Below are 23,631 nucleotides of genomic sequence, written 5' to 3'. Positions count from 1 at the left end.
CGAGCAGCTTCTCGGTGAGGGACTCATCCATGCCGTGGCGGCGGAAGAACAGCCGCTGCGCCTCGCGCCGCTCCTCGGTGCCGCGGTTCTGGTGATAGACCGATTGCAGATATTCGACCTGCGACATCACCAGCGGACAGTTGAATCGCTCGACGATCCAGCCGGCGAGGCCGACGTGATCGGGATGCGAATGGGTGACGATCAGGCGCGTGATGTTGACGCCCTTCAGCGGACCTTCGAACAGCTTGGTCCAGGCTTCGATCGTCTCCTCGTTGCCGAAGCCGGCATCGACCATCGCATAGCCGTCGCCGTCGGCGAGCAGGTAGATGTTCACGTGGTTGAGGCGGAACGGCAGCTTCAGCCGCGCCCACAACACGCCGGGCCTGACCTCCACGACCTCTTCCGGGCCGGGATGCTGGTCCCACGGGTAGCGCAGCGCCTCGGCGGAGGAGTGCACGGTGTCGGTTTTTGGGTTCATGCCACCGGCTTAAACCCGGCGCGGGCAGGGCGCCAGCCGAAAAAGAAGGCCAGCCGGTCGCCGCATGGCGGTCATACCGCGATGGTTTTTTCCGTGATGTGGGACGCGCGCGCCCCAACCTCGGTCACCTCTCCCGCTTGCGGGGGAGGTCGGCGCGAAGCGCCGGGTGGGGGCTCTCTCCACTCGGGATAATCTCGATGTGCTTCAAACACTCCCAATGCGGAAGCACCCCCACCCCAGCCCTCCCCCGCCAGCGGGAGAGGGACAGGAGTCCCCGTGTGGCTTAGGCCGCCCGCATGTTGTTGAGGAACGCGTGGATCTCTCCGCGCAGCAAGTCGGCTTCGCGGCGGAGTGCATCCGATGCACTCAGCACCTCCGTGGCCGCGGCACCCGCTTCGGCCGAAGCGGTGGAGACGCCGACGATGTTGCTGGAGACCTCGCTGGTTCCGCCGGCCGCGTGCTGGATGTTGCGGGCGATCTCGCGGGTCGCTGCGCCCTGTTCCTCGACCGCGGCGGCGATGGTCGTGGTGACGTCGTTGATCTCGCCGATGATCCGGCCGATGCCCTGGATGGCGCCGACGGCCGAGGTCGTGACCTGCTGCATGCTGGCGATCTGGGTGCGGATCTCCTCGGTCGCCTTCGCGGTCTGGCTCGCGAGGCTCTTCACCTCGGAGGCAACCACCGCAAAGCCGCGGCCGGCCTCGCCCGCGCGCGCCGCCTCGATGGTGGCGTTGAGTGCGAGCAGGTTGGTCTGCGAGGCGATGGTCTGGATCAGGTCGACCACCACGCTGATGCGGCTCGCGCTGTCGGCGAGGCTTTGCACCGTGGCGTCGGTGGCGCCGGCTTCGTCGACCGCCTTCTTGGCGATCGCGGCCGAAGTGACGACCTGCTTGCTGATCTCCTCGATCGAGGACGAGAGCTGTTCGGTGCCGGAAGATACGGTCTGCACGTTGACCGAGGTCTCTTCCGCGGCGGACGCAACCGCGTTGACCAGGGCGTTGGACTGGTCGGCGGTGGTCGACATGCTCTGCGCCGTCGACTGCATCGAATTGGCCGATTGGGCGAGGTTGTCGAGCGCGGTGCGCACCGTGCCCTCGAACTCGGCGATCTTGGCTTCCATTTGCGCGGCGCGCTCGGCCTTGACGGCGCGATCCTTGTCCTGCTCGCTCGCGAGCGCGCGGGCCTCGATCATGCTGTCGCGGAACACCGTCAGGGTTTCCTTCATGGCGCCGATCTCGTCGTTCTGGCGGGAGCGGACGATCTCGGTGTCGAGGTCGCCGGCCGAGAGCAGCTGCATGGCGCGCTGAAGCTCGCTGATGCGGCGCAGGATGTTGCGGCCGACATAGAGCCAGACGAACAGCGCCGAGCCGATCAGGGTGAGCGCGCCGAGTGCCAGCATTGCGGTCGTGGCGAGCGAGATCTCCTGGCGCGCCTGGAAGGTCGACGCGTTGGTCTCCTTCTGCACGCCGTCGACGAGCGCCTGCACGCTGATTCCGAGCCCGACATTGAGCTTGCGCGTCTCGTCCAGGATGGTCTGGCCATAGTCGATCGCGTCGAGCTCCTTCTGGCGGATCTTGAACACGCCGGTCTTGCCTTCACCGAAGACGAACAGCTTCTCGACCGCATCGCGCACGGCTTGCATCGAGGGGAAGTTCGGGAGGTCCTCGAGGTTGGACTTGACGCGGTCGCGGGTCGTCTTGAATTCCTTCTCGATCGCGTCAAGCGTGTCGCTGCTGTTGGCGGAGAGCGCCGCCATCATGTCGGCGGCCATCAGATTGCCGTTGGCGGAGATGGTCGAGATCTGGGCGACCGTGCGGGCGGCTTCGGTGGCATCGTCGGCCGACACCTCCGCCGCGCCGAGGATCGCATTGAGGCGCGTCTGTGCATCGAGCATGGCCGGGCCGGCGGCGCCGACAAAGGAACGCTGGACCTTCCGGAGCGCTTCATACTGCTTGTCGTGCAGCGCGCCGGTGTCGAGCCGCTCGCGGGCCGCCGACACCAGGCTCTGCGTGGCCTCATCGATGCTCTTGGTGGTATCGCGCAGCGCGTTCGCGGTCTGCTGGTCGGCGCCGAGCTCGATGATCTCGCCGAGCTTGGCCATCGCGAGCTGCTGGATTTCCTTCATGTTCTTGGTGCGCTCGTTCAGCGCATCATCGGTGGGCGAGGCGAGCAGGCCGGGGCCCTGTGCGGCGAGCGTCGCGCTCTGCGAGGCGAGCTGAAGGCTGGCGGAGAGGCGCGGGATGTCGCGGCCGCTCAAATCCATCATGGTCGAGCCGAGATGCTTGAACACGAAGCCGGCGCCGGCTGCGATCACGAGGGCCATGCCCGCGATCACGGCGAAGGCCGCGAACAGGCTGCCGCGCAGGCCCCATTTCGGCATTTTGAAACGAGGTTTGAAACGGCCAACGCTCAGACGGATCGCCATCGAAATTCCCCCACACCGTAATCTTTGTCTTTTCGCTGCCGAGTATCCTTGGCCCGGGTTAAAAAATCGCAAGTTGCCCAAATGTTTGGCAGTTCCGCAGGGCGAAAAAACAAAGGGCCGGCATCCCGCCGGCCCTTGATCGTGACGAGTGTTTTCAGGCGCGATCAGTAGCGCGCAACGACCGGGCTCGCCCAGTTGAAGCGGTAGTTGAGGCCGGCCTTGAAGGTGTGGTCGTCGGTGGTGAAGTTGCCGGTGCCGACCAGCGGACCCCCGGTGAAGTGCGCATCGCCGAAATTGTAATACTGGTACTCCGCCTTGGCCGACCAGTTCGGGGCAAACATGTATTCGAGGCCGCCGCCGATGGTGTAGCCGCTGCTGTGATTGCCGTCGATCACGAAGGCTGCCGGCACGCCGCCGACCGTCACCTTCTCGTTGTTGTCGGAATAGGCGTAGCCGCCCTTCACGTAGAGCAGGCCCGGGCCCCAGGTGTAGCCGACGCGGCCGGTGATCGAGCCGAGGCCGCGCTGGTCGTTGGTGTAGGCCACGCCGCCCGGGAACACCGCGCCGACATTGCCGGAGAGCCAGGAATACTGGGCTTCGGCGCCGACCACGAAGTTCGGATTGAGCTGCCAGTCCGCACCGGCCTGCAAACCCCCGAGGAAACGGCCGTTGCCGTTGTTGCCGGTGGAGAGACCGTTGAAATTGCTGTCGCTGGAGAACGCGCCGCCGATGTGGCCGCCGATGTAGAAACCGGTCCAGTTGTAGATCGGCGCGGCGTAGGCCGGCGCCTTGTTGTAATAGGGGCGGGCGCCGAGATCGGCACCGAACGCCGGCACAGCCGCGCCCACCGCGAGCAGCGCAACCGTCGCAAACAGAATCTTCTTCATCGTCCTAACTCCAACACTAAGGTCCCCGGCAGGCGCGCAGCCCGCGCCGCTTTGGTTTTGCAGATAGCTCGCTTTTGACGAAAATGCTGTCACATGCGTGGCATCAGAGCGCCCAACTTAACTTATTGGGGCATAAATGATTTTCGTGCTTAATGGCGGCTTAAGAAGTGGTGAAGGAAGGTTTAATGCGCGCTGACTGCGGTAACTTGCGCGCGTGTCCCGTTAACCAAGACGCCGCCGCACCTCCTCGCGCATCTGCGCACGGAACGCCGCACGCTTCGCGGGCCGGTCTTCCTCGCGTATGTCGTGGCGATCGAAGACGTCGAACTTCTCCAGGATCGGATAGCGATCGCTCGCCATTGCGAGCACGCGCAGCACCTTGGTCGCGGCCGGCGTCGGGCCGCGCACCTCCCAGCGCCGGATCGTGTCGGCGCCGCCGTTCTCCGGCAGTGCACACAGCTTCGCCATGTCGGCCGCGGTGAGCTTGCGCCCGAGCGCGTCGGAGAGGTCGTCGCGGAGTTGCTTCAGTTCGGGGCCGGTCATGCCGTTCGCGTCCAGGAAGGCTCTGAACGTCATGCACTAACGCTGATTCGGGTCGATCCGAAGGCGACACGTTCGTCATAGTGTGTCGGGGCCGATCGTGCCGTATCACAGTGTTCCGGCACCTGCGCGCGCACGGAATTATGAACGGCGAGCTATGGGAATTCTCCCGCGAATGAACACATCACTTACGGGCCCGCAGCGAACGAGGGGAATGGTCATGACAACGATGAGAATCGCCCTAGCCGCGCTCGTCGCGGCCGGGTTGGTGGTGGCGCCTTTCGCGGCTGAAGCGAAGAAGCATCGGTCGAGCCTGCATTACAGCACGGACGTGATGGTCCCGACCTACGGAAGCTCCGCCGTGACCGCGACGCAGCCAAGAACCTATGGGTCGTCCGGACCGTCGATTGGAACCGTCACGGCGCCCTCGATCGGAACGTATAATTGGCCGTCGGTCGGCGTCACCAACGCAGTCCCGACCTGGAGCAACACCAATCCGCCCCTCAGGTGATTGCCAGGCGCGCCAGCGTTCGGTGCGAACCGCACCGCTGGCGTCAATCGACAATGCAAGAGCGGCCTCGGGCGCCAAACCCGCTTCGCCGAGCGGCTGCGCAGTCGCCAGACCTGGCAGCATACGCTCGACGCCGCGCCCAGCCAGCTCATCGGTCTCACCGGCGATCTCAACGGTCCTCGCGCCGGCAAGGAATGGGAACAGGAGCCGCCGGCGAAGTCGATCCCGGTGAAGAGCAAGTAGCCCCGTCAGGAACGGGCGCTTCTACTGCAATCCCGCGCGCCGAAATCCTTCCAGATAATGTTCGCGATCCGCGTCATTGGCCCATGGCAGCTGCGTCGCGATCCAATGCAGCGAAATCTTGGGTTGGGTACGGCGGAGCTGTTGCAGAGCCATGTCCGCAAGCGCGCTGTCGCCGGTCATGCCGGCTGAGACGGCGAGCACGCGATAGGCACCCGTGAGATCGCCACGATGGCGGATCGCCTCGCGCGCGAGCGCGATGGCCTCGTCATAACGCCGCTCGGTGAAGCGCGCATAGCCGGCGATGCCGTAGTAGATCGCGAGCGACGGATCGCGTGGTGAGAGCCTGATCGCTTTCTGCGCCGCCTCGAACGACTCGTTGGGGCGTCCGGCATACGACAGCGCCAGCGCATAATAGCCCTGCGCCAGCGAAAAGTTTGGATTGAGTGCCAGCGCCTGTTCGAACTCGGACAGCGCATCGGCATGCCGGCGCGTCGAGAAGCAAACGCTGCCGAGTGCGGCATGGGCCCAGGCATCCTCGTGGTCGCAGCGCATCGCTGCTAACGCCGCGTTCTCCGCAATCGGTGCTGTCGTGGTGAGTTCCGCCCAGCCCAGGTGCACGCCGAACATGTGACTTGCCGCCAGCACCGCCAGTGCTTGCCCGTAGTCAGGATCGATCGCGATCGCCCGCTCCAGCAGCTTTTGCGCCACGGCGTGGTCCTGCGGCGTCACCCGCCAGTAGTGCGACAGCGCCCGCATCAGCAAGTCCCAGGCGTCCAGGCTCGAAGGCGGCTTCCGGTGCGCGCGAAAATTCTCCGCTGCATGGATCTGCGGCTCGATCGCCGCGACGATCCGCTCGGTGATGTCGTCCTGAACGGCGAAGACGTCGACCAGCTCGCGGTCGTAGCGTTCGGCCCAGAGATGGACGCCGTTTGTGGCGTCGTTGAGTTGCGCGGTGATGCGGACGCGGTTGTCCACCTTGCGCACGCTGCCCTCGACGATGTAGCGAACGCCGAGCTCTTCGGCGATCTGCTTGATGTGGACCGCGCGGCCCTTGTAGGTGAAGGACGAGTTGCGGGCGATCACCAGGAACCACCGTTGCTTCGACAGCGCGGTGAGGATGTCCTCGCTGATGCCATCGCCGAAGTAGTCCTGGTCGGGATCGCCGCTCATGTTCTCGAAGGCGAGCACGGCGATGCCCGGGCGGTCCGTCGCGACGCGCGCCGCGGCGGGTGCGGCCGTGGTCGGCGCGGGCTTTGCTGCCACCTCTACCCGGACTTCGCCGACGAAACGAAAGCCCTTGCGCGGGATCGTCTTGATCAGCCGCTGCGTGGCGCCGTCGTCGCCAAGCGCCTTACGCGCAGCATTGATCCGGCTGTTCAGCGCCGAATCCGAAACGATGCGGTCGCTCCAGATCTGGCTGATCAGATCATCCTTGCTGACGACGCGGGCGCGTTCCGCGACGAGGTAGAGCAAGAGATCGAAAACCTGCGGCTGCAGCGGCACGGCCGTCCCGGCGCAGGTCAGCTCGCGCAGGTCACCGTCGAGCACGTTGTTTTCAAAGAGAAATCGCACGTTTCTGTCGCCTCAAGCAAAAATCAAAGTCGTCTCAGGCGAAAATCAACCGTCCGCGAAAGTCTGCGCCCGTCCGGTCCGGCATGGTGCAGAGACCAAACAGTGCCGATGCCTCGGCACAACGGAGCTTTCTATGACCCAACTCGATCATCAGGTTGATTCCATAGGCCCGGAGGTTACGGGCTCACGCATTTTCAAGTTCATCGCCTTCCTTTACGGAATTGCGGCGTATCTCGTGTTTTTCGTCACCATTCTTTATGCCGTCGGCTTTGTGATGGGGCTGGTGGTGCCGAAGACCATCGACACGGGAACCGACACGCCGAGCGCCGAAGCCGTGATCATCAATTTGCTACTGATGGCGCTGTTCGCCGTTCAACACAGCGTGATGGCGCGCCGACGCTTCAAGGCGTGGTGGACGCAGTTCGTCCCCAAGCCGGTCGAGCGATCGACCTACGTCCTGTTCGCGAGCCTGTCATTGCTCCTCCTGTTCTGGCAGTGGCGTCCGCTCCCGGCGGTCGTATGGGACGTCGACAGTCCCGATCTTGCCGTGACGCTGGTCACGCTGTCGTTCACGGGCTGGGTGCTGGTGTTCACCTCGACCTTCATGATCAATCATTTCGAACTGTTCGGCCTGCATCAGGTGACCAACCATCTCGTCGGCAAGCAGACCGGGCCGGCGCGGTTCAAGACGCCACTGCTCTACAGATTCGTCCGTCATCCGATCTATCTCGGCTTCATCATCGCCTTCTGGGCGGCGCCGACCATGACCGCTGGCCATCTGCTGTTCGCGGCCGTGACCACCGGCTATATCCTCGTCGGTATTGCGCTGGAGGAGCACGATCTCACAGATCTCTTCGGCGACGAATACCGGCAGTACAAACAACGGGTGTCGATGCTTATTCCCTGGCGCCGATCAGTCTAGCTGCCGCGTCCTTGGCTGTGCGTCCGCCGAATGGAGAACGCGCAGCCGGACTAAAAGAAATGCGATCCCAATTTCCATCTCAGGAGATAACCAAGATGAAACATGTCGGACGCTGCTTCTGTGGCGCAGTCACGGTCGAGGTCACCGGCGCGCCGGAAGCGATGGGCTATTGCCATTGCCGTTCCTGCCGCTCGTGGTCGGGCGGACCGGTGAACGCCTTCAGCCTGTGGAAGCCAGAAGCCGTGCGCATCACCGAAGGCGCGCAGAACGTCGAGACCTTCGCCAAGACTCCGCTCAGCGAGCGGAAATATTGCAGGAAATGCGGCGGTCATCTGATGACCAATCACCCGCCGCTCGATTTGATCGACGTATTCACCGCCACCATCCCGACGCTCGCCTTCCAACCCGGCGTTCATGTCAACTATTCCGAGACGGTGCTGCCGATACGGGACGGCCTGCCCAAGCTGAAGGATTTCCCCGCCGAGTTCGGCGGCAGTGGCGAGATGATGCAGGAGTAGGGTTATTGTTTCCCTCTCCATGCCTGCGCGGAACGGCCGACGCGCCCGAGCGATGCGAAGCGTCGTCTCGGGCGCGAAGGGTGAGGGGAAACCTCACTTCATTCCCGCGCGTCGAAATCCTTCCAGATAATGCGCGCGGTCCTCTTCCCGCAGCATCGGCAGCTCCCGCGTGATCCAGGCGAGCGAGATGCCGGGCTGGGCGCGGCGCAATCCTTCCAGCGCGGAAGCAGCAAGTGCGGGGTCACCTGACATGCCGGCAGCCGCAGCCATGACGCGATGCGCGCCGACGAAATCGGCCCGCTGCCGCATCGATTCCCGAGCCATCTGCATGGCGTCCTCGTAATTGTGCCCGATGAACTGGGCGTAGCCCGCCACACCGCAATAGATCGCGGCGAGCGGATCGCGCGGGCTGAGCTGCAGCGCGTGGCGTGCGGCGGCATCGCCGTCCTGCCACCGTCCGACGTAGCACAGGGTGACGCCGTAGAAGGCGTGCGCCATCGCGAAGTTCGGATTGAGAGTCAGGGCCAGCTCGAATTCCGCCAGCGCATCGTCGAAGCGACGGCAGAACAGATAAGTGTAGGCGAGGCCGTGATGGGCCCAGGCATCATCGCGATCGGCCTCCACGGCCGCGAGCGCCGCGGCTTCCGCGACGGGGACAGTCGCGCCCATGTCGGCCCAGCCCATATGGGCACCGAAGATGTGGCTGGTCGCGAGCAAGCCCAGCGCCTTGCCATAGGCGGGATCGATCGCGATTGCCTTCCCGAGCAGCGCCTGCGCCGACGCATTGTCCTCGCGCGTGATGCGCCAGTAGCGCGACAGCGCGCGCATCAGGAAGTCCCAGGCGTCGAGACTGCCTGGCGGCTTCTGCTGGGCGCGAAAACTCTCGGCAGCGTAGAGCTGCGGCTCGATCGCGGCGACGATGGCTTCCGTGATCTCGTCCTGTACGGCAAAGATGTCGGCGAGCTCGCGGTCGTAGCGCTCGGCCCAGAGATGGCTGCCGGTCGAGGCGTCGTTGAGCTGGGCGGAAATGCGCACGCGATCGCCACTTCGCCGGACGCTGCCTTCGAGCACATAGCGGACGCCGAGCTCGCGCGCGATCTCCCGGAGATGCACGGCGCGGCCCTTGTAGACAAAAGAGGAGTTGCGCGCGACGACGAAGAACCAGCGCAGCTTCGACAGTGCGGTGATGATGTCTTCGCTGATGCCGTCCGAGAAATAATCCTGCTCGCGATCGCCGCTCATATTGGTGAAGGGTAGCACGGCGATCGCCGGGCGGTCCGGGGGCACGAGTGCGGGCTGCGACGGTGTGACGCTGCGGCGCGGTTCCACCGTTATCGTCCCGGACTTGGTCTCGACACTGCCGACGAAGCGAAATCCCTTGCGCGCGATAGTACGGATCAGCGCCTGGTTCGCGCCATTGTCGCCGATCGCCTTGCGCGCGGCATTGATCCGGCTGGTCAATGTCGATTCGGAGACGCTGCGGCCGTGCCAGATCTTGTCGATCAGCTCGTCCTTGGTGACGACGCGGTCGCGGTTTTCCATGAGATGGACGACAAGGTCAAAGACCTGCGGTTCCACGGCAACCGGAACCTGCTCGCGGCTCAGCTCGCGCAAGTCGGTGTCGAGAAGATGGTCCCGGAACAGAAACTGCACGTCAAAACTCAGGGCTCGCGGCGACTTCAGGCGATCATGAAATCAAATGAATTTTCGACTTGAATTCTGTGAGTCGGCGGGAAGGTCTCCTCGGTTCACCGCAATCATCGGATGGCTGCTATGCCATTGGCACGGAAGGCGCATCGCCCTGAGCTGGACTGTGACGGTCGTGGTCAGATTGTCGCGGCATCCGGCGATGGCCGGAACTGCGGCTTACGGGTCACGGGCAGGGATGGCGCCGGCCGTCGTTGCCGAGCTACGTGCCGGTGTTCGGATTGTAGGACTTGTAGCGCTGCAAGCAGTATTGAACGTCGCCCTCCGGGAGAGGCCCGTAAGCTGCGGGCGGCGGCGGATAGGCCGGTGCATAGTAATAAGGTGACCCGTAGCAATAGGGCGCGGCGACCGCGCCGCCGATGATCGCGCCGGCCGCGAGCCCGCCGACGAATGCGCCGCCGCCCCAGCCCCAGCAGCGATGTCCGTACCAACGCACCTGCTCAATCTGGCCAGGTGCGGCCTGTCAGCCGCTGGCCGATCGGCGCCGCCGATGCCGCGGTCAATGTCGCAGCCGACAGGCCGGCCAGCAGGGAGGTGCCAGCAACGTAGGGAAACGATTTCAACCTTGAGGTCTCCTCGTCATGCGGCGGCATTCGTGCCGCGCGACAAGGGATAGTGCAGGGAGTAGCGCGCTGAATTAAAGTTTGGACAGGAACGCAGTCGCCGTCATTGCGCCCGCAAGAACGGCGTTGGGCGTTCGCCAGGACGACGTTGATTGTGTGACGAACCGTGAATGTTCATTGCCCAACGCCACGGCCCGCGTAAGCTCTCCCCTTCAAAACCACAGCCCACAAAGAAGCGCCCATGCCCGCCTTGACCGCCTCGACAACCGTGCTCGATTCCATGCTGTTCCGCGATGCCTTCGGCACGCCGGAAATGCGCGAGGTGTTTTCCGATGTCGCGCTGGTGGCGCGTTACGCCGAGGTCGAAGTGGCGCTCGCGAAAGCGGAGGCGCGATGCGGCGTGATTCCGCAACAAGCTGCCGACCAGATCGCGGCGCGGACCGATGTTGCCGCGTTCGATTTTGATCTGTTGCGGCAGGAGACCGACATCGTCGGCTATCCGATCCTGCCGCTGGTGCACCAGATGGCGAAGCAATGCGGCGAGGCCGGCCGCTACGTGCATTGGGGCGCGACCACGCAGGACATCATGGACACCGCCGTGGTGCTGCAATTGCGCGCCGGGCTCGTGATCATCGAGCGCGATATCGCGGAGTTGCGAAAAATTCTCGCCGACCTCTCGCGGCGCCATCGCGACACGCCGATGGCCGGACGTACCCATCTCCAGCAAGCGCTGCCGGTGACGTTCGGCTACAAGGCCGCGATTTGGCTTGCGATGTTCGACCGCCACGCCGAGCGTCTCGCGCAACTGAAGCCGCGCGTGCTGGTCGGGCAGTTCGCCGGCGCGGCCGGCACGCTGGCCTCGCTCGGCGACAAGGGCTTCGAGGTGCAGGAGGCGCTTTGCGCCGAGCTGAAGCTCGGTGTGCCCCCCTCGACATGGCACGTCGCACGCGACGGATTCGCCGAGGCGGTGAATTTCCTTGCGCTCGTCACCGGTTCGCTCGGCAAGATCGCGCTCGACATCATGATCATGGCCTCGACCGAATTCGCCGAGGTCTACGAGCCTTTCGTCAAGGGCCGCGGCGCCTCCTCGACCATGCCGCAGAAACGCAATCCGATCTCGTCGGAACTGATGCTTGCCGCATCCAAGGCGGTGCGGCAGCAGGCTGGTCTGATGTTGGACGCCATGGTGCAGGATTTCGAGCGCGCGACCGGTCCGTGGCACGCCGAATGGATGGCGATCCCCGAAAGTTTCGTGCTGACCGCCGGCGCACTGCACCAGGCCAAGTTCGCGCTGGCGGGTCTGATCGTGGACGAGAAGAAGATGGACGACAACCTCGCCCTTAGTCGCGGTCTGATCGTGGCCGAAGCGGTCATGATGGGGCTCGCGCCGCAGATCGGCCGGCAAGACGCGCACGACGTGGTCTACGACGCCTGCCGGCTCGCCAACCAGAAGGGCATCAGCCTGGCCGATGCGCTGTCGGCCGATCCGCGCGTCGCGACCGGAATGGATCGCGCCAGCATCGAGGCCCTCACTTCACCGAAAAATTACCTTGGCCTTGCGCCTGCCATGGTCGATCGGGTGCTCAAATCGGCAACGCGTTGAAAACCAAACTGCACGAAACTCCGTATCTTTCACGTCTCGCAAGGCGCTCGCGCACTTGTGCCTCGTGATGCTAGACTTAGATTGAACGTGAGAATTCGACAGAGGACCCGGCATGACCGATCAACGCACATTCGCCACTTCCATCGATCCCGCGAAACTCGACCGGCTGGCCGAGGTCGCGGTGAAGGTTGGATTGGGCTTGCGGCCGGGACAGGACCTTCTGTTGACGGCCCCCGCGATCGCGCTGCCGCTGGTGCGCCGAATCGCCGCGCACGCCTACAAGGCCGGCGCCGGCATCGTGACGCCGATTCTTTCCGACGAGGAGATGACGCTGGCGCGCTATCGCCACGGCCATGACAACAGTTTTGATCGCGCCGCCAACTGGCTCTACGAAGGGATGGCGAAAGCATTCTCGGACAACACCGCGCGTCTCGCCATCGTCGGCGACAACCCGATGCTGCTGTCGAACGAGGATCCGGCCAAGGTGGCGCGCGCCAGCAAGGCCAATTCCATCGCCTATCAGCCGGCGCTGGAAAAGATCGTCAATTTCGACACCAACTGGAACATCATCGCCTATCCGAGCCCGACCTGGGCGAAGCAGGTCTTCCCTGATGATTCGGAAGAGGTGGCGATCGGCAAGCTCGCGGATGCGATCTTCGCGGCCTCCCGCGTCGACCGCGAGGATGCGATGGCCAATTGGGCGGGCCACAATGCGGTGCTGCGCGAGCGCACCAACTGGCTCAACGGCCAGCGATTCCGCGCGCTGCAATATTCGGGGCCCGGCACCGACCTCACCATCGGGCTTGCCGATGGCCATGAATGGGAAGGTGGTGCCTCGCTCGCCAAGAACGGGATCAGCTGCAACGCCAACATTCCGACCGAGGAGGTCTTCACGACGCCGCATTGCCGGCGGGTCTACGGCCATGTCGTGAGCTCGAAGCCGCTGTCCTACCAGGGCACGCTGATCGACAACATCGCGGTGCGCTTCGAGGACGGCAAGATCATCGACGCAAAGGCCTCGCGCGGCGCGGAGGTGCTGAACAAGGTGCTCGACACCGATGAGGGCGCGCGGCGCCTCGGCGAGGTGGCCCTGGTGCCGCATTCCTCGCCGATCTCGCAGAGCGGGCTGTTGTTCTACAACACGCTGTTCGACGAGAACGCGGCGTCCCACATCGCGCTCGGCCAATGCTATTCGAAATGCTTCATCAACGGCGCGCAGCTCACGCCGCAGCAGATCGCAGCCCAAGGCGGCAATCAAAGCCTGATCCATATCGACTGGATGATCGGCTCGGCCGAGACCGACATCGACGGCATTTTGGCCGACGGCAGCAAGGTGCCGGTGTTCCGCAAGGGCGAGTGGGCGAAGTAACCGACGCTCGTGCGCGCGGGCTCTTCACCTCTCCCGTAGGCAGCGGTCGGGTCGCATCGCAAGATGCGATCCGGGTGAGGGCTTCTGCTCTCACTGGGTGCCGCGTCCCCTCGCCCGGATTGCCGGGGATTTCCTCTCTCGCCTCGTTGACGTCGCGCACTTTGTCGCACCCCCCGAAAAGAAGGGCTCATGTGTGCGAATTTGCAGGGAATCCGGACGCTAACCATTTCGCATCTGCAACTTGTGGCTGATTTTCGGGGCCCGTGTAAGAAAGAATTAAAAACAGGCTACTAGCGTTCCCCCATCTTTCGAGACAATCCGGGCCGAGACCCGGCCATACTTAATGATATCCTGGGGAAACAGATGCCGCCCGCATTGATTGAAATCGCTAGTTGCAACGTCGACCTGGAGCTGCGGCCGATCGAGCCGGCCTGGATCATCGAGGGCACTCCGGTCTCCCGTTCGCACATCCTGTCGACCAGCTCGGACGGCACATCCTCCACCATCATCTGGTCCTGCACCGAAGGCCGCTTCAACTGGTACTACGATTTCGACGAGACCATCATGATCCTGGAAGGATCGATCGTTTTGGAGAGCGACGGGCTCCCGCCCAAGCGGTATGGAGTCGGCGACGTCATTTTCTTCCGCGATGGCGCGCATGCCAAATGGCATGTCGAAGGCCACGTCAAGAAAATCGCTTTCTGCCGCAAGACAAACCCGGCCGTCATCGGCTTCATGATCCGCGTCGTCAACAAGCTGAAGCGGATGTTTCTCTCGCCCGGCGAACGCAGCCCCGCGACCCTCATGGGCGCCGGCTAATCTTTCAAAGGACGCTTCCCAGCGGCCACGACGGAAGAGGGGGCGGGACCAACGTCCCGTCCCCTCTTTCGCGGCTGGACGGCGCCTGGCTCCGTGGCAAGCGCGGCCGTGTTCTCGTCAGCCCTTCCGCCGTGTCGCCCTCACATCGACCACCAGCCGCCAATCGGTTGTCGTGGCAGGCTTGACCTCGCCGAGCCAGTGGAACGAATCATGTGTGATGTCGACGAAGCTCCAGCGCGTGAGCTCGCCGGTTTCGGTCGTGCCTTCCTGCACGATGTCCTCACCACGTGCGCGGCCGATCTGCTGGCGGAATACCGAGCGGGCGGGATCGAACCAGGAAATCCGCCACGCCGAAATGCCGGGATCGTAGACCCGAAGCGTCGTGCCGTACCAATTGCCTGCGACCGGAAAGGCGGCCGCGCCCGCAGGCCGCGGAATGATCCAGACGTCCTGCACGGCGCGTCCTTCCAGCACCCAGCCGAAATGAATTTCGCCCGGTGCGGTGTGCGTCCCGCCGTCAGGCCCGTGGGCGGTGATCTCGGCGTCCCAATCCCCGATGAAGCGGCCGTAGAGCTGCAGCGCCGCGGCATGCTCGGGGTTGGGTCCGTCAGCGTGCAGCAATCTCTTGAAGTCGGTCATGTCGATCTCCTGTTGGCGGGAGATCAGCACGTTCGGCCGATAGCCGACTTGGAGAAAATTGCCGTCCGACGTCCTCAGGTCTTGTGCAGGGAGAGATGTCTCACGCCCCGCTCGGCCTTGTGGATCGTCCGGCGGCTCTCCGAGCGTTCCGCGCGCCAGATGACGATGACGGAGATGATGACGAGGCCTGCGCCAAGCAGCATCATGCGCGAGAACGGCTCGCCCAGCACGAGGGTGCCGAGCAGCACGGCGATGACGGGATTGACGAAGGTGTAGGTCGACACCAGCGAGGTCGAGACGTTTTCCAGTAGCCAATTATAGGCGACGAATCCGATCGCGCTTCCGGAAATGATCAACCAGAGCGCAGCTGCAAGCGAGATCAGGGAGACATCCCCTGGCCTGAAGCTTGCGATCTCCCCCGTCAGCGAGCTGATCGCGAACAACACGAGGCCACCGATCGAAAGCTGCATGCCGGAAAGCAGAATGGCAGACGCCTGTTTCGACATGCTCCGGGACAGGACGGTGCCGACCGACCATGACAGCGCCGCAGCCAGCAGCAAGACGACCGGCAAGATGCTGATGCCGGCCTGCTGGACATTTTGCCATGCCACCAGCCCAACGCCGAAGAAGCCCGGCACGAGTGCGAGCAGGGCAGGCGCCCTTGGCCGCTGCGCGCCCGGGACCAACAAATCAATCAACAGGATCCAGAACGGAATGGTGGCGAGCACGATCGCGGCCACCCCTGAAGGAACCGATTGCTGCGCGAAGGCGAGCACACCATGGCAACCCACAAAGAACAGCAGCCCGCACAGGCTCGCGCCGATCCACGCCCGAAGGGAGACGCTGGCGATCTGACGGCCGCTCATCGCCAGCAAGACGACGCCGCCGCAAAACGAGCGAAGTGCCATCAGCAGAAATGGCGGGATGGATTTCAGTCCCAGCGTGATCGCGAAATAGGTGGAACCCCACAGCAGATAAATGGCTGCGAATGCTCCGACAACCAGCAACTTTCTACTCATGATTGCTCCGATCCGAAGATGATCTCGAAGCCATCAAGTCGGAGCAGGTTCATGCGTTCCGGTTTTGCAGATCAAACGCCTTCGAGGATGATCACGGTCGGGGTCGCCGGCAGCGTATCACGCGAGATCCGCAACGCGCGCTCGGTGCGGCGATCGATCTCGAATTGCTGGCCGATGCGGCGCATGAACTCGTCGAGCGGAGTCGCAAAGCGGTGCATCGGCAGCACCACCGAAGCGCGCAAGCGTTTGGTGATCTCAGAGACGCCGTCGAGCGACATCGTGTAGGTGCCGTCGATCGGCACCATCACGATGTCGAGGCGCCCGATCTGGGCGAAATGGCTGTCGTCGAGCTTGTGGTGCAAATGGCCGAGATGACCGATGCAGAGGCCAGCGACCTCGAAGATGAAGATCGAATTGCCGTCGCGGATCATGTCCGCGCCGGAATCGTCGCCAAAATAGCGGCGGATATCGGTCGTGACGTTGCGAATGAAAGTGTCGCCGATGCGCTCCGACACGACGGCCGGCTTGCCGTCCTCGCCCCAGCCATGCAGCACATGCGGAATGCGCTTGTCCGGATTGAGCGTGTAATGCGTGCTGTGGGCCCGGTTCATGGTGACGACGTCGGGCAAACGCCCGACCTGATAGGCGCCACTGTAATCGGTCGCGATCCGCACGCCACCGGGCGTGTCGATGAAATAGGTGGAGTGGCCGGCATAGCTGATCTCGACCTCCGGCGCTGCGGCCGCCTGCCGCAAGGCGACCGGCATGGCGCGAGGTGCGGCATTCGCCATCGCCAGGCATTCGCTACGCTGGGGCGGCTGCTGGGCGAGGGTGGGCGTGGTCAGCCAAGTGAGAAACGCAAGCGCTGTCAGCAATAATCGAGACATCACTAGACCGTCCGCGAATTATCGACGATCTTGCAAGTATATCTCCGAACTATCCTCGGGTCATGTGGTACTAGCCAGCCGCGCCATTCCGCCGTTTGCCTCGATCAGCTTCACAGCCTTTTTGTCGAACGACACGAAGACCTCTGCTCCAAGCCAGCTGCCTTCGTGGGCGATAACGCCGTCGGCGAAATCGCCGCCAGCGTCGAGAAGCGCCAACCCGGCTTCGGCGACGGACCGATTGACGACTACATTTGATGCATTGATCAAGTGCCGGATCGAAGCGGCGATATTCACAGCCGAGGTTTTGTAGCCCCGCGAGAGGACCCAGACCAATTCGCACAATGCGGAGATCGAGATGGCGACTACGTCTGCTTTCCCGAGCAGGGCTTCGGAGGCCTTGCTCTGTTCGGCGTTATCCCCGACCAGAACCCGTACTAGGATGTTGGTGTCGGGTGTTATCTTCATCGCTTGCCGGCCCAGCCATCGGCAATGATCTCATTCATCTCTTCGATGGACAGCGACCGACCGTTCGTTTTTCCTTTCAGGAAGCCGAAGGCATCCGAAATCTTTCCGGTCGGCTGAGCCGCCTTCACCTCAACTCGCCCCCCGGGAAGCTTTTCGATCGAAATCTTGTCGCCCGCCTGGACACCGAGGTGCTCCAGGAGATCCTTTCGCAAAGTAACCTGGCCCTTTGCCGTGACGGTGAGCGTGCCCATGGATGGAATACTCGATGCATGAAAGTCACCCATAGGTAAGGCAATTTATCCTTACTTTCAAGGGGCGCCGAGCCGGGATCACTCACTCCCGCCTTGGGCTGAACTTCCAGGTCGTCGCAACCAGGCCCGCCGTGATCAGGCCGCTGACGATGCCGGCGGTCGGCAGCGTGAGCAGCAGGGCGGCGGTCGCGGCCCAGCCGATCGAGGAGAAGGCCTCGGCAATGGTCGCAAGCCGCGACGAGGTCTGACGGTGGCGGAACTGGCTGCGCCGGGCCTGGACGCGGAACCAGAGCTGGATCGCGGTTGCGGAGGCCGCACTGACGAGGATGATGGCGGCGGTGATCGCAGCCTGGGATGGTGAAGCGAAGATCAGCGCCGCAACCAGCGGACTGAACATAGCGGCGATCGCGATCAGCACCACCTCGATCTTGGCGCGAATGACGCTCGAGGACGTCAGCGGCGCGGTCGCGACCAGGTCGGGCGCGTCCTCGCCTGAGATCGTCAGCCAGGCGAGCCCGCCGGCGAGCTGTCCTGCCGCCATCACGATGACGGGCGTGATCAGCGTCAGCGCCGCGGAACTGTCGCCAAAACTGCGCCAGAGCAACAACGCCGGGGGCACCAGATAGAGCAGCTGCATCAGGGTCTGCGAGATCAGCCAGGGATCGCGCCAGAGCAGCATGAACTCCTTGCGTCGCAGAGACCGTTGTCGGGAGCCGCCCCGGAACGGGCGCTCCTTTGTGCGCTTGCGGCTGGATGTGCCGTACGCCGCAGCCTCGATCGCGGTGTCGGCGAAGCGGCCCGAGAACATGGCCCTCACGCATCCGAGCAGCACCAGCCCGAGCGCGAGGAGCAGCAGCAGCGCCTCGCCGTCCCCCATGGCCGCTCGCGCGGGGCCCCACCAGATGCTGTCGAGATCAGGCGCGTGGGCAGCGAGGGTGCCTGAGGTCAGGATGGTGAAGCGCGACAGCGTGCCATAGGAGATGATCGCGGCGACCTGGAGCGCGATCACGAAACCGGCGCCGATGATCGCGGCCAGGATCTGGGCGACGAAGCGCGTCCGCGACGGGCCGATCAGGCGGAACAGCAGAATGGTCACCCCAATCGCGATCGCCGCCGCCGACAGGCCCATCGCGACGACGACGCCGAACGCCGCAAGCCACCGTGCGCCGCCGCCGATGACAAGCACGTCGATGAAAGGCGTCGCGAACAGCAGCGCCATCACCGTCACGGTGAGTGCGATCGCGGCGATGCGCACGGAGAACAGATTGGCGAGCGTTGCGGGGGAGGACATGATCAGGTCGAGATCGGCGCGGGCGTAAAACACCCGCGTCACCGATTCGATCGCCTGCGACAGCATCAAGGTCCAGGCGAGCAGGATCGTCGCCGAGATCACGATCAGCGAGGATTTGTCGAGCGGCAATTGCAGATTGGCGAAGCGGCCGATCACCGCCCATGCCGGCACGTGCAACAGTGCGGCGAAGAACAGCAGGCCGATCACGGCTGCGCGGGCCCGCCGGCGCCGCCCGCCCGTCATCATGGCGAACCATTCGCGCCAGGCGAGCCGGAGCTCGTGACGGGCAAACCAGGAGAGCGCGGTTGCCGAGCTCATGCGGCTTCCGGAAGCGTGACCAGCGCAATGAAGAGATCTTCCAGGCTGGTGTCGGCATGGCCGTTCTGCTGGCGCAGCTCGGTCAGCGTGCCCTCGGCGACCAGGCGTCCCGCGGCGATCACGCCGATGCGATCGGCCATGCGCTCGGCGACCTCGAGAATGTGCGTCGTCATGATGACGGTGCAGCCGGCGCATACGCGCTCGCCGAGCAGTCCCTTCACATGCCGCGCCGAGACGGCATCGAGTCCCGTCAGCGGCTCGTCGAGAATGATGAGGCGGGGATCGTGCACCAGCGCGCCGGCCAGCGCCACTTTCTGGCGCATGCCCTTGGAGAAGCCTTCGCAGCGTTCGTGCCGGTGCGGCTCGAGCCCGAGCGAAGCCAGAAGCTCCTCGGCGACCGGTTTCGAGACCGACGGCGCAATGCCCCAGAGGCCGGCGACGAATTCGAGGTACTCAAGCGGCGTCAGCTTGTCATAGATCATGGGCTCGTCGGAGACCCACGCCATCACCTGCTTGGCCGCCACGGGGTTTTGAAGCGCATCGATGCCGAAGATCGAGACGCCGCCGTCGTCGGGCCGCAACAGGCCGGCAACCATGCGCAAAGTGGTGGTCTTGCCGGCGCCGTTCGGGCCGACCAGCGCATAGAACTCGCCGGCGTGGATGGTGAGATCGAGGCTGTCGACCGCCAAACGGTCAAAACGCTTCGTTAACCCTCGGACTTCCAACGCCGAGCTGTCCCGCTTCATCACGGCTACACCATCCGGTTTTGCATCGGCCGCGACCATGACCTGAAGATGTTTCGGCCTCGTGAATCGCGCCGCTCCCCAATTCCGGCCTCCACCTTGGACTAAAGGCACGACACCTAGCAAGCCACCTTTGTTGACAGCACTCGGGGGTTCAGGCTGAATTGGCGCCGGGACGAATGGCGCTCGCGGCCGAGCGACTGCGTAGCGGCTGGACACAAGATGCGGCAGGGCGGTCGTCAAGAACCGCTGGTTGCATCGGGAGGACGCGGCGATGCTGGATTTTGTTCAGCAGCTGGTCAGCGGTGTTGCGCTCGGCTGTGTCTACGGCCTGATCGCCCTCGGCTTCGTGCTCGTCTACAAGGCCACCGAGGTCGTCAACTTCGCCCAGGGCGATCTGATGATGCTGGGCGGCTTCTTCGCTTTCACCTTCATCGGCATGATGGGCCTGAACTACTGGGTTGGCTTTGCCGGCGCGGTGGTTGCAATGGCGCTGTTCGGCATGCTGGCGGAACGGATCGTGGTGCGGCCGATCCTCGGCTATCCGCAATTCTCCATCATCATGGCCACCATCGGGCTTGGCTATTTCCTGCGCTCGGTCGCCGGCATGATCTGGGGGACCGACGATTTCAAGATCGAGACGCCCTTCAGCCGGGGCGTGCTGCGCATCGGCTCGCTGGTGCTCGCTCATGACAAGCTCTCGGTGATCGCGGCGACGATCATCCTCTGTGCGCTGCTCTGGCTGTTCTTCAACAAGACCACGCTCGGCACCGCGATGCGCGCCAGTTCCGAGAACATGCTGGCGGCCTACTACATGGGCATCCCGGTCAAGCGCGTGGTGTCCATCGTCTGGGCGATCAGCGCGGCGGTTGCGACCTGCGCCGGCGTGCTGCTGGCGCCGATCACCTTCATCCACTCCAATGTCGGCCTCGTGCTCGGCCTGAAGGCCTTCCCTGCCGCCGTGCTCGGCGGTTTCGGCTCGATCCCCGGCGCGGTCGTCGGCGGCGTCCTGATCGGGGTGATCGAGAGCATGGCCGGCTTCTATCTGCCCGAGGGCTGGAAGGACGTCGCGCCCTACGTCGTGCTGCTGGCGGTCCTGCTGCTGAAGCCCGAAGGCCTGTTCGGCCTTCACGTGCGCAAGAAGGTCTGAACGCATGCGCTTCCTGTTCAAGACCGACTATGATGACGACATCAGGCTGTTTCCGCATTCGGGCTATGTCGTCTCCTATGGCCTGCTGCTCGCGGCACTGCTGATCGCGCCTTACGTGCTTTCCAGCTATCTGATGAGCCAGCTCGTCTTCGTCTGCATCTATGCGACGGTCGGCGTGGCGCTGCTGATCCTGACCGGCTTTACCGGGCAGGCCTCGCTGGGACATGCGGCGTTCCTGGCGATCGGCGCCTACACGGCCGCCTACCTGCAAAAATACAACGTGCCGTTTCCGGTCTATTTCCTCGCCGCCGGCGTCCTGACCGGCTGCGTCGGCGCGCTGGTCGGCTTTCCCGCACTGCGGCTCCAGGGCATCTATCTCGTCATCGCCACCATCTCCTTCGCCTTCATCGTCGAGGAGATCCTGGCGCGCTGGGAGAGCGTCACCAATGGCAATGAGGGCCTGCGGGTCAAGGCACTGTCGCTGCTCGGCGTGACCGTCTCGCGCGACAGCCCGACCTTCTATTTCCTTTGCCTTGCGGTGCTGGTGTTGACCATCGTCGGTACGCTCAATCTGCTGCGATCGCCGACGGGCCGCGCCTTCGTCGCGATCCGCGACAGCGAGACGGCGGCGCGCAGCATGGGCGTCAATGTCGCGCTCTACAAGGTGAAGTCGTTTGCGATCTCGGCGGCGATAACGGGCCTTGCCGGCGTGCTGTTCGCGCACAAGCTCTCCTTCATCTCGCCGGAGATGTTCACGCTGCAGCTCTCGATCGAATTCATCATCGTGATCCTGATCGGCGGCATCTTCAGCCTGCACGGGGCCGTGCTGGGTGCGATCTTCATCGTGATGATCGATCCGTTCCTGACCTACCTCAAGGACGACATGCCCGGCGTCATCGCCGGCATTGCCGCGACCTTCGGCGCAGGCCCGGCGACGGCAGGCAATGTCCAGTCCAAGGTCGCGGCCTTTGCCTCGCTCAACGGTCTGAAGGGCGCGATCTACGGCATCATCATCATGTTGTTCGTGCTGTTCGAGCCGCTCGGCCTCTATGGCCGCTGGCTGAAGATAAAACTCTTCTTCCAGCTGTTCCCGCTCTACAAGCGCGCGACCTTCAAGCGACAGAAGATCTACGTGAAGTCGGAGCGGAACCGATGAGCTATTTCCGCGCCGAAAACCTGTCGCTGCATTTCGGGGGCCTCAAGGCGGTCGACGCGGTGTCGTTCGCGGTCGAGAAGGGCGAGATCCTCTCGATCATCGGCCCCAACGGCGCAGGCAAAAGCTCGATCTTCAATCTGATCTCGCGGATCTACCGGCCGACCTCGGGCCGCATCTTCTTCGAGGATCAGGACATCACGGAACAGCCCCCCAACGACATCGCAAGGCTCGGCATCGCCCGCACCTTCCAGAACATCGAGCTGTTCGAGAATGCCACGGTGCTGTCGAACCTCCTGGTCGGGCGCCACCGGCACTCTACCACGCAGCTCTGGCAGGAATTGCTGTTTCTGCCCGGTGTGCGCGCCAACGAGAAGGTGCATCGCCGCCGGGTCGAGCAGGTGATCGAATTCCTCGATCTGGAGCCATACCGTGATAAATTGATCGCGGGCCTGCCTTACGGCGTCCGCAAGGTGATCGAGCTCGCACGTGCGCTCTGCTCGGAGCCGAAGCTGATCCTGCTCGACGAGCCGTCGTCGGGGCTCAACGTGGAGGAGACCGACGACATGTCGTTCTGGATCCGCGACATGAAGAGCGAGCTCGGCGTCACCGTGCTGATGGTCGAGCATGACATGTCGCTGGTCAACCGCGTCTCCGACCGCGTCATTGCGCTCAATTACGGCCGCGTGCTGGCGACGGGCTCCGCGGCCGAGGTGCAGCAGCATCCCGACGTCGTCGCCGCGTATCTGGGAGCCTGACGCATGGATGCGACCATGGCCCCGGATATCATCCTGAAACTCTCCAACATCGAGAGCTATTACGGGCCGATCATGGCGATCCGCGGCATCTCGCTGGACGTGCCGCGCGGCCGCATCGTCACGCTGCTCGGGGCCAACGGCGCCGGCAAGACCACGGTGCTGAAGACCATCTCGGGCATTCTCGATCCGCAGAAGGGCTCGATCGAGTTCATGGGCAAGCCGATCCAGCGCATGGAGGCCGACCGCATCGTGCGTTTGGGGCTCAGTCACGTGCCCGAGGGGCGCGAGGTGTTCCCGTTCCTCTCGGTGCGCGAAAACCTGATGATGGGCGCCTATCCGCGCCGCGACCGCGACGGCGTCGCGGAGGATTTGGAGCGGGTCTATGGCTACTTCCCGCGACTGAAAGAGCGCATCGGCCAGCCGGCCGGCCAGCTCTCCGGCGGCGAGCAGCAGATGCTCGCGATCGGGCGCGCACTGATGAACCGGCCGACGCTCCTGCTGCTCGACGAGCCCTCGCTCGGCCTGTCGCCGATCCTGGTGAAGGAGATCTTCAACATCATCCGCCGCGTCAACGAGGAGCAGGGCATGTCGATCCTGCTGGTCGAGCAGAATGCCCGCGTGGCGCTGGAGACGGCGCATTACGGCTATGTCCTCGAGATCGGCCGCGTGGTGATGAACGACAGCTGCGACCGCTTGATGCATTCGAAGGACATCCAGGAGTTCTACCTTGGCGCCAAGGAGCAAGGCGCGCGAGGCGAGCGGCGCTGGAAAAAGAAGAAGACGTGGCGATGAACCAGTGA

At 63.9% G+C, this 23,631-nt stretch carries 26 protein-coding genes; 11 read left to right on the top strand and 15 right to left on the bottom strand.

Annotated elements, in window-relative coordinates:
• The 4 genes from BM222_RS35905 to BM222_RS35890 form a co-directional block, all read right to left on the bottom strand.
• Positions 1-478: MBL fold metallo-hydrolase (locus tag BM222_RS35905; RefSeq protein ID WP_143106158.1), on the bottom strand; the 478-nt coding region annotated here is incomplete at its 3' end.
• Positions 479-761: 283 nt separating this feature from the next.
• Positions 762-2,903: a methyl-accepting chemotaxis protein gene (locus BM222_RS35900; RefSeq protein ID WP_092239314.1), complete on the bottom strand. Its 2,142-nt coding sequence runs from the start codon at positions 2,901-2,903 to the stop codon at positions 762-764.
• Positions 2,904-3,067: 164 nt separating this feature from the next.
• Positions 3,068-3,790 carry an outer membrane protein gene (locus tag BM222_RS35895; RefSeq protein ID WP_092239312.1) on the bottom strand — a complete coding sequence of 241 codons (723 nt, stop codon included), beginning with the start codon at positions 3,788-3,790 and terminating at the stop codon, positions 3,068-3,070.
• 222 nt (positions 3,791-4,012) lie between these two features.
• The gene (locus BM222_RS35890; protein ID WP_092239323.1) at positions 4,013-4,333 is read right to left on the bottom strand and encodes a hypothetical protein; all 321 of its coding nucleotides are present in this window, start codon (positions 4,331-4,333) and stop codon (positions 4,013-4,015) included.
• Positions 4,334-4,550: 217 nt separating this feature from the next.
• Between BM222_RS35890 and BM222_RS35885 the strand changes: the two genes are divergently transcribed.
• Together BM222_RS35885 and BM222_RS42535 are read left to right on the top strand one after the other, a co-directional pair.
• Positions 4,551-4,841 carry a hypothetical protein gene (locus tag BM222_RS35885; protein WP_092239321.1) on the top strand — a complete coding sequence of 97 codons (291 nt, stop codon included), beginning with the start codon at positions 4,551-4,553 and terminating at the stop codon, positions 4,839-4,841.
• Complete coding sequence (locus BM222_RS42535; RefSeq protein ID WP_092239310.1) at positions 4,842-5,084, top strand: hypothetical protein; 243 nt, start codon at positions 4,842-4,844, stop codon at positions 5,082-5,084. It begins immediately after the preceding gene.
• 21 nt (positions 5,085-5,105) lie between these two features.
• Here BM222_RS42535 and BM222_RS35875 read toward each other — a convergent pair whose 3' ends face one another.
• Positions 5,106-6,656: a winged helix-turn-helix domain-containing tetratricopeptide repeat protein gene (locus BM222_RS35875; protein ID WP_092239308.1), complete on the bottom strand. Its 1,551-nt coding sequence runs from the start codon at positions 6,654-6,656 to the stop codon at positions 5,106-5,108.
• 133 nt (positions 6,657-6,789) lie between these two features.
• Here BM222_RS35875 and mddA point away from each other — a divergent pair, with 133 nt between their 5' ends.
• Both mddA and BM222_RS35865 read left to right on the top strand, forming a co-directional pair.
• Positions 6,790-7,578, top strand: a complete 789-nt coding sequence (gene mddA, locus BM222_RS35870) for a methanethiol S-methyltransferase (RefSeq protein WP_177243669.1) — start codon at positions 6,790-6,792, stop codon at positions 7,576-7,578.
• A 95-nt stretch (positions 7,579-7,673) separates the two neighbouring features.
• A complete protein-coding gene (locus tag BM222_RS35865; RefSeq protein ID WP_092239306.1) occupies positions 7,674-8,096 on the top strand; it encodes a GFA family protein in 423 nt (140 codons plus the stop codon).
• Between the two features lie 93 nt (positions 8,097-8,189).
• Here the strand turns inward: BM222_RS35865 and BM222_RS35860 are convergent, their stop codons facing one another.
• The 3 genes from BM222_RS35860 to BM222_RS42930 all read right to left on the bottom strand — a co-directional run bounded on the left by BM222_RS35860 (position 8,190) and on the right by BM222_RS42930 (position 10,366).
• Positions 8,190-9,749, bottom strand: a complete 1,560-nt coding sequence (locus tag BM222_RS35860) for a winged helix-turn-helix domain-containing protein (protein ID WP_092239304.1) — start codon at positions 9,747-9,749, stop codon at positions 8,190-8,192.
• Between the two features lie 256 nt (positions 9,750-10,005).
• Entirely contained in the window at positions 10,006-10,239 is a 234-nt protein-coding gene (locus BM222_RS35855; RefSeq protein ID WP_244547388.1) for a BA14K family protein, read from the bottom strand.
• Positions 10,240-10,243: 4 nt separating this feature from the next.
• On the bottom strand, positions 10,244-10,366 hold the full coding sequence (locus BM222_RS42930; RefSeq protein ID WP_283810286.1) for a hypothetical protein: 123 nt from the start codon (positions 10,364-10,366) through the stop codon (positions 10,244-10,246).
• 241 nt (positions 10,367-10,607) lie between these two features.
• On the opposite strand from BM222_RS42930, the gene pcaB reads away from it, so the two are divergent.
• The 3 genes from pcaB to BM222_RS35840 all read left to right on the top strand — a co-directional run bounded on the left by pcaB (position 10,608) and on the right by BM222_RS35840 (position 14,157).
• Positions 10,608-11,969 carry a 3-carboxy-cis,cis-muconate cycloisomerase gene (gene pcaB, locus BM222_RS35850; protein WP_092239300.1) on the top strand — a complete coding sequence of 454 codons (1,362 nt, stop codon included), beginning with the start codon at positions 10,608-10,610 and terminating at the stop codon, positions 11,967-11,969.
• Positions 11,970-12,081: 112 nt separating this feature from the next.
• Positions 12,082-13,338: an aminopeptidase gene (locus BM222_RS35845; protein ID WP_092239298.1), complete on the top strand. Its 1,257-nt coding sequence runs from the start codon at positions 12,082-12,084 to the stop codon at positions 13,336-13,338.
• Positions 13,339-13,701: 363 nt separating this feature from the next.
• On the top strand, positions 13,702-14,157 hold the full coding sequence (locus BM222_RS35840) for a cupin domain-containing protein (RefSeq protein WP_092239296.1): 456 nt from the start codon (positions 13,702-13,704) through the stop codon (positions 14,155-14,157).
• A 117-nt stretch (positions 14,158-14,274) separates the two neighbouring features.
• On the opposite strand, the gene BM222_RS35835 is transcribed toward BM222_RS35840, so the two are convergent.
• The 7 genes from BM222_RS35835 to BM222_RS35805 all read right to left on the bottom strand — a co-directional run bounded on the left by BM222_RS35835 (position 14,275) and on the right by BM222_RS35805 (position 19,773).
• The gene (locus BM222_RS35835) at positions 14,275-14,796 is read right to left on the bottom strand and encodes a hypothetical protein (protein ID WP_177243668.1); all 522 of its coding nucleotides are present in this window, start codon (positions 14,794-14,796) and stop codon (positions 14,275-14,277) included.
• Positions 14,797-14,870: 74 nt separating this feature from the next.
• On the bottom strand, positions 14,871-15,815 hold the full coding sequence (locus BM222_RS35830) for an EamA family transporter (RefSeq protein WP_092239291.1): 945 nt from the start codon (positions 15,813-15,815) through the stop codon (positions 14,871-14,873).
• A gap of 71 nt (positions 15,816-15,886) precedes the next feature.
• Positions 15,887-16,702, bottom strand: coding sequence for an MBL fold metallo-hydrolase (locus tag BM222_RS35825; protein WP_092239289.1), 816 nt, complete (start codon positions 16,700-16,702; stop codon positions 15,887-15,889).
• Between the two features lie 60 nt (positions 16,703-16,762).
• Positions 16,763-17,167 carry a type II toxin-antitoxin system VapC family toxin gene (locus BM222_RS35820; protein WP_092239286.1) on the bottom strand — a complete coding sequence of 135 codons (405 nt, stop codon included), beginning with the start codon at positions 17,165-17,167 and terminating at the stop codon, positions 16,763-16,765.
• Positions 17,164-17,418 (bottom strand): AbrB/MazE/SpoVT family DNA-binding domain-containing protein, encoded by a 255-nt coding sequence (locus BM222_RS35815; protein ID WP_092239284.1) that lies wholly within the window; start codon positions 17,416-17,418, stop codon positions 17,164-17,166. The genes BM222_RS35820 and BM222_RS35815 overlap by 4 nt, the downstream gene beginning before the upstream one ends.
• Before the next feature lie 82 nt (positions 17,419-17,500).
• Entirely contained in the window at positions 17,501-19,027 is a 1,527-nt protein-coding gene (locus BM222_RS35810; protein WP_092239282.1) for a permease, read from the bottom strand.
• Positions 19,024-19,773, bottom strand: a complete 750-nt coding sequence (locus BM222_RS35805; RefSeq protein WP_244547387.1) for an ABC transporter ATP-binding protein — start codon at positions 19,771-19,773, stop codon at positions 19,024-19,026. Before BM222_RS35805 ends, BM222_RS35810 begins: the two co-directional genes overlap by 4 nt.
• A 271-nt stretch (positions 19,774-20,044) precedes the next feature.
• On the opposite strand from BM222_RS35805, the gene BM222_RS35800 reads away from it, so the two are divergent.
• Genes BM222_RS35800 through BM222_RS35785 form a run of 4 tightly spaced genes read left to right on the top strand, consistent with a single transcriptional unit; the run spans position 20,045 to position 23,623 of the window.
• Positions 20,045-20,920, top strand: a complete 876-nt coding sequence (locus BM222_RS35800) for a branched-chain amino acid ABC transporter permease (RefSeq protein ID WP_092239278.1) — start codon at positions 20,045-20,047, stop codon at positions 20,918-20,920.
• 4 nt (positions 20,921-20,924) lie between these two features.
• The gene (locus BM222_RS35795; protein WP_092239276.1) at positions 20,925-22,076 is read left to right on the top strand and encodes a branched-chain amino acid ABC transporter permease; all 1,152 of its coding nucleotides are present in this window, start codon (positions 20,925-20,927) and stop codon (positions 22,074-22,076) included.
• Complete coding sequence (locus BM222_RS35790; protein WP_092239274.1) at positions 22,073-22,831, top strand: ABC transporter ATP-binding protein; 759 nt, start codon at positions 22,073-22,075, stop codon at positions 22,829-22,831. The genes BM222_RS35795 and BM222_RS35790 overlap by 4 nt, the downstream gene beginning before the upstream one ends.
• 3 nt (positions 22,832-22,834) lie before the next feature.
• Entirely contained in the window at positions 22,835-23,623 is a 789-nt protein-coding gene (locus BM222_RS35785) for an ABC transporter ATP-binding protein (RefSeq protein ID WP_092239273.1), read from the top strand.
• Positions 23,624-23,631: the final 8 nt, after the last annotated feature.

Source organism: Bradyrhizobium sp. Gha, assembly GCF_900113735.1.
GTDB lineage: Bacteria > Pseudomonadota > Alphaproteobacteria > Rhizobiales > Xanthobacteraceae > Bradyrhizobium.
Note: the sequence above shows the minus strand (reverse complement) of the source record. Positions and strands in the feature narration are given on the sequence as shown.

Coding starts and splice junctions, on each gene's coding strand:
- BM222_RS35900 (WP_092239314.1), bottom strand. CDS start 2,903: ATGGCGATCCGTCTGAGCGTTGGCCGTTTCAAACCTCGTTTCAAAATG.
- BM222_RS35895 (WP_092239312.1), bottom strand. CDS start 3,790: ATGAAGAAGATTCTGTTTGCGACGGTTGCGCTGCTCGCGGTGGGCGCG.
- BM222_RS35890 (WP_092239323.1), bottom strand. CDS start 4,333: ATGACCGGCCCCGAACTGAAGCAACTCCGCGACGACCTCTCCGACGCG.
- BM222_RS35885 (WP_092239321.1), top strand. CDS start 4,551: ATGACAACGATGAGAATCGCCCTAGCCGCGCTCGTCGCGGCCGGGTTG.
- mddA (WP_177243669.1), top strand. CDS start 6,790: ATGACCCAACTCGATCATCAGGTTGATTCCATAGGCCCGGAGGTTACG.
- BM222_RS35865 (WP_092239306.1), top strand. CDS start 7,674: ATGAAACATGTCGGACGCTGCTTCTGTGGCGCAGTCACGGTCGAGGTC.
- pcaB (WP_092239300.1), top strand. CDS start 10,608: ATGCCCGCCTTGACCGCCTCGACAACCGTGCTCGATTCCATGCTGTTC.
- BM222_RS35845 (WP_092239298.1), top strand. CDS start 12,082: ATGACCGATCAACGCACATTCGCCACTTCCATCGATCCCGCGAAACTC.
- BM222_RS35840 (WP_092239296.1), top strand. CDS start 13,702: ATGCCGCCCGCATTGATTGAAATCGCTAGTTGCAACGTCGACCTGGAG.
- BM222_RS35835 (WP_177243668.1), bottom strand. CDS start 14,796: ATGACCGACTTCAAGAGATTGCTGCACGCTGACGGACCCAACCCCGAG.
- BM222_RS35830 (WP_092239291.1), bottom strand. CDS start 15,815: ATGAGTAGAAAGTTGCTGGTTGTCGGAGCATTCGCAGCCATTTATCTG.
- BM222_RS35825 (WP_092239289.1), bottom strand. CDS start 16,702: ATGTCTCGATTATTGCTGACAGCGCTTGCGTTTCTCACTTGGCTGACC.
- BM222_RS35820 (WP_092239286.1), bottom strand. CDS start 17,167: ATGAAGATAACACCCGACACCAACATCCTAGTACGGGTTCTGGTCGGG.
- BM222_RS35815 (WP_092239284.1), bottom strand. CDS start 17,418: ATGGGCACGCTCACCGTCACGGCAAAGGGCCAGGTTACTTTGCGAAAG.
- BM222_RS35810 (WP_092239282.1), bottom strand. CDS start 19,027: ATGAGCTCGGCAACCGCGCTCTCCTGGTTTGCCCGTCACGAGCTCCGG.
- BM222_RS35805 (WP_244547387.1), bottom strand. CDS start 19,773: ATGAAGCGGGACAGCTCGGCGTTGGAAGTCCGAGGGTTAACGAAGCGT.
- BM222_RS35800 (WP_092239278.1), top strand. CDS start 20,045: ATGCTGGATTTTGTTCAGCAGCTGGTCAGCGGTGTTGCGCTCGGCTGT.
- BM222_RS35795 (WP_092239276.1), top strand. CDS start 20,925: ATGCGCTTCCTGTTCAAGACCGACTATGATGACGACATCAGGCTGTTT.
- BM222_RS35790 (WP_092239274.1), top strand. CDS start 22,073: ATGAGCTATTTCCGCGCCGAAAACCTGTCGCTGCATTTCGGGGGCCTC.
- BM222_RS35785 (WP_092239273.1), top strand. CDS start 22,835: ATGGATGCGACCATGGCCCCGGATATCATCCTGAAACTCTCCAACATC.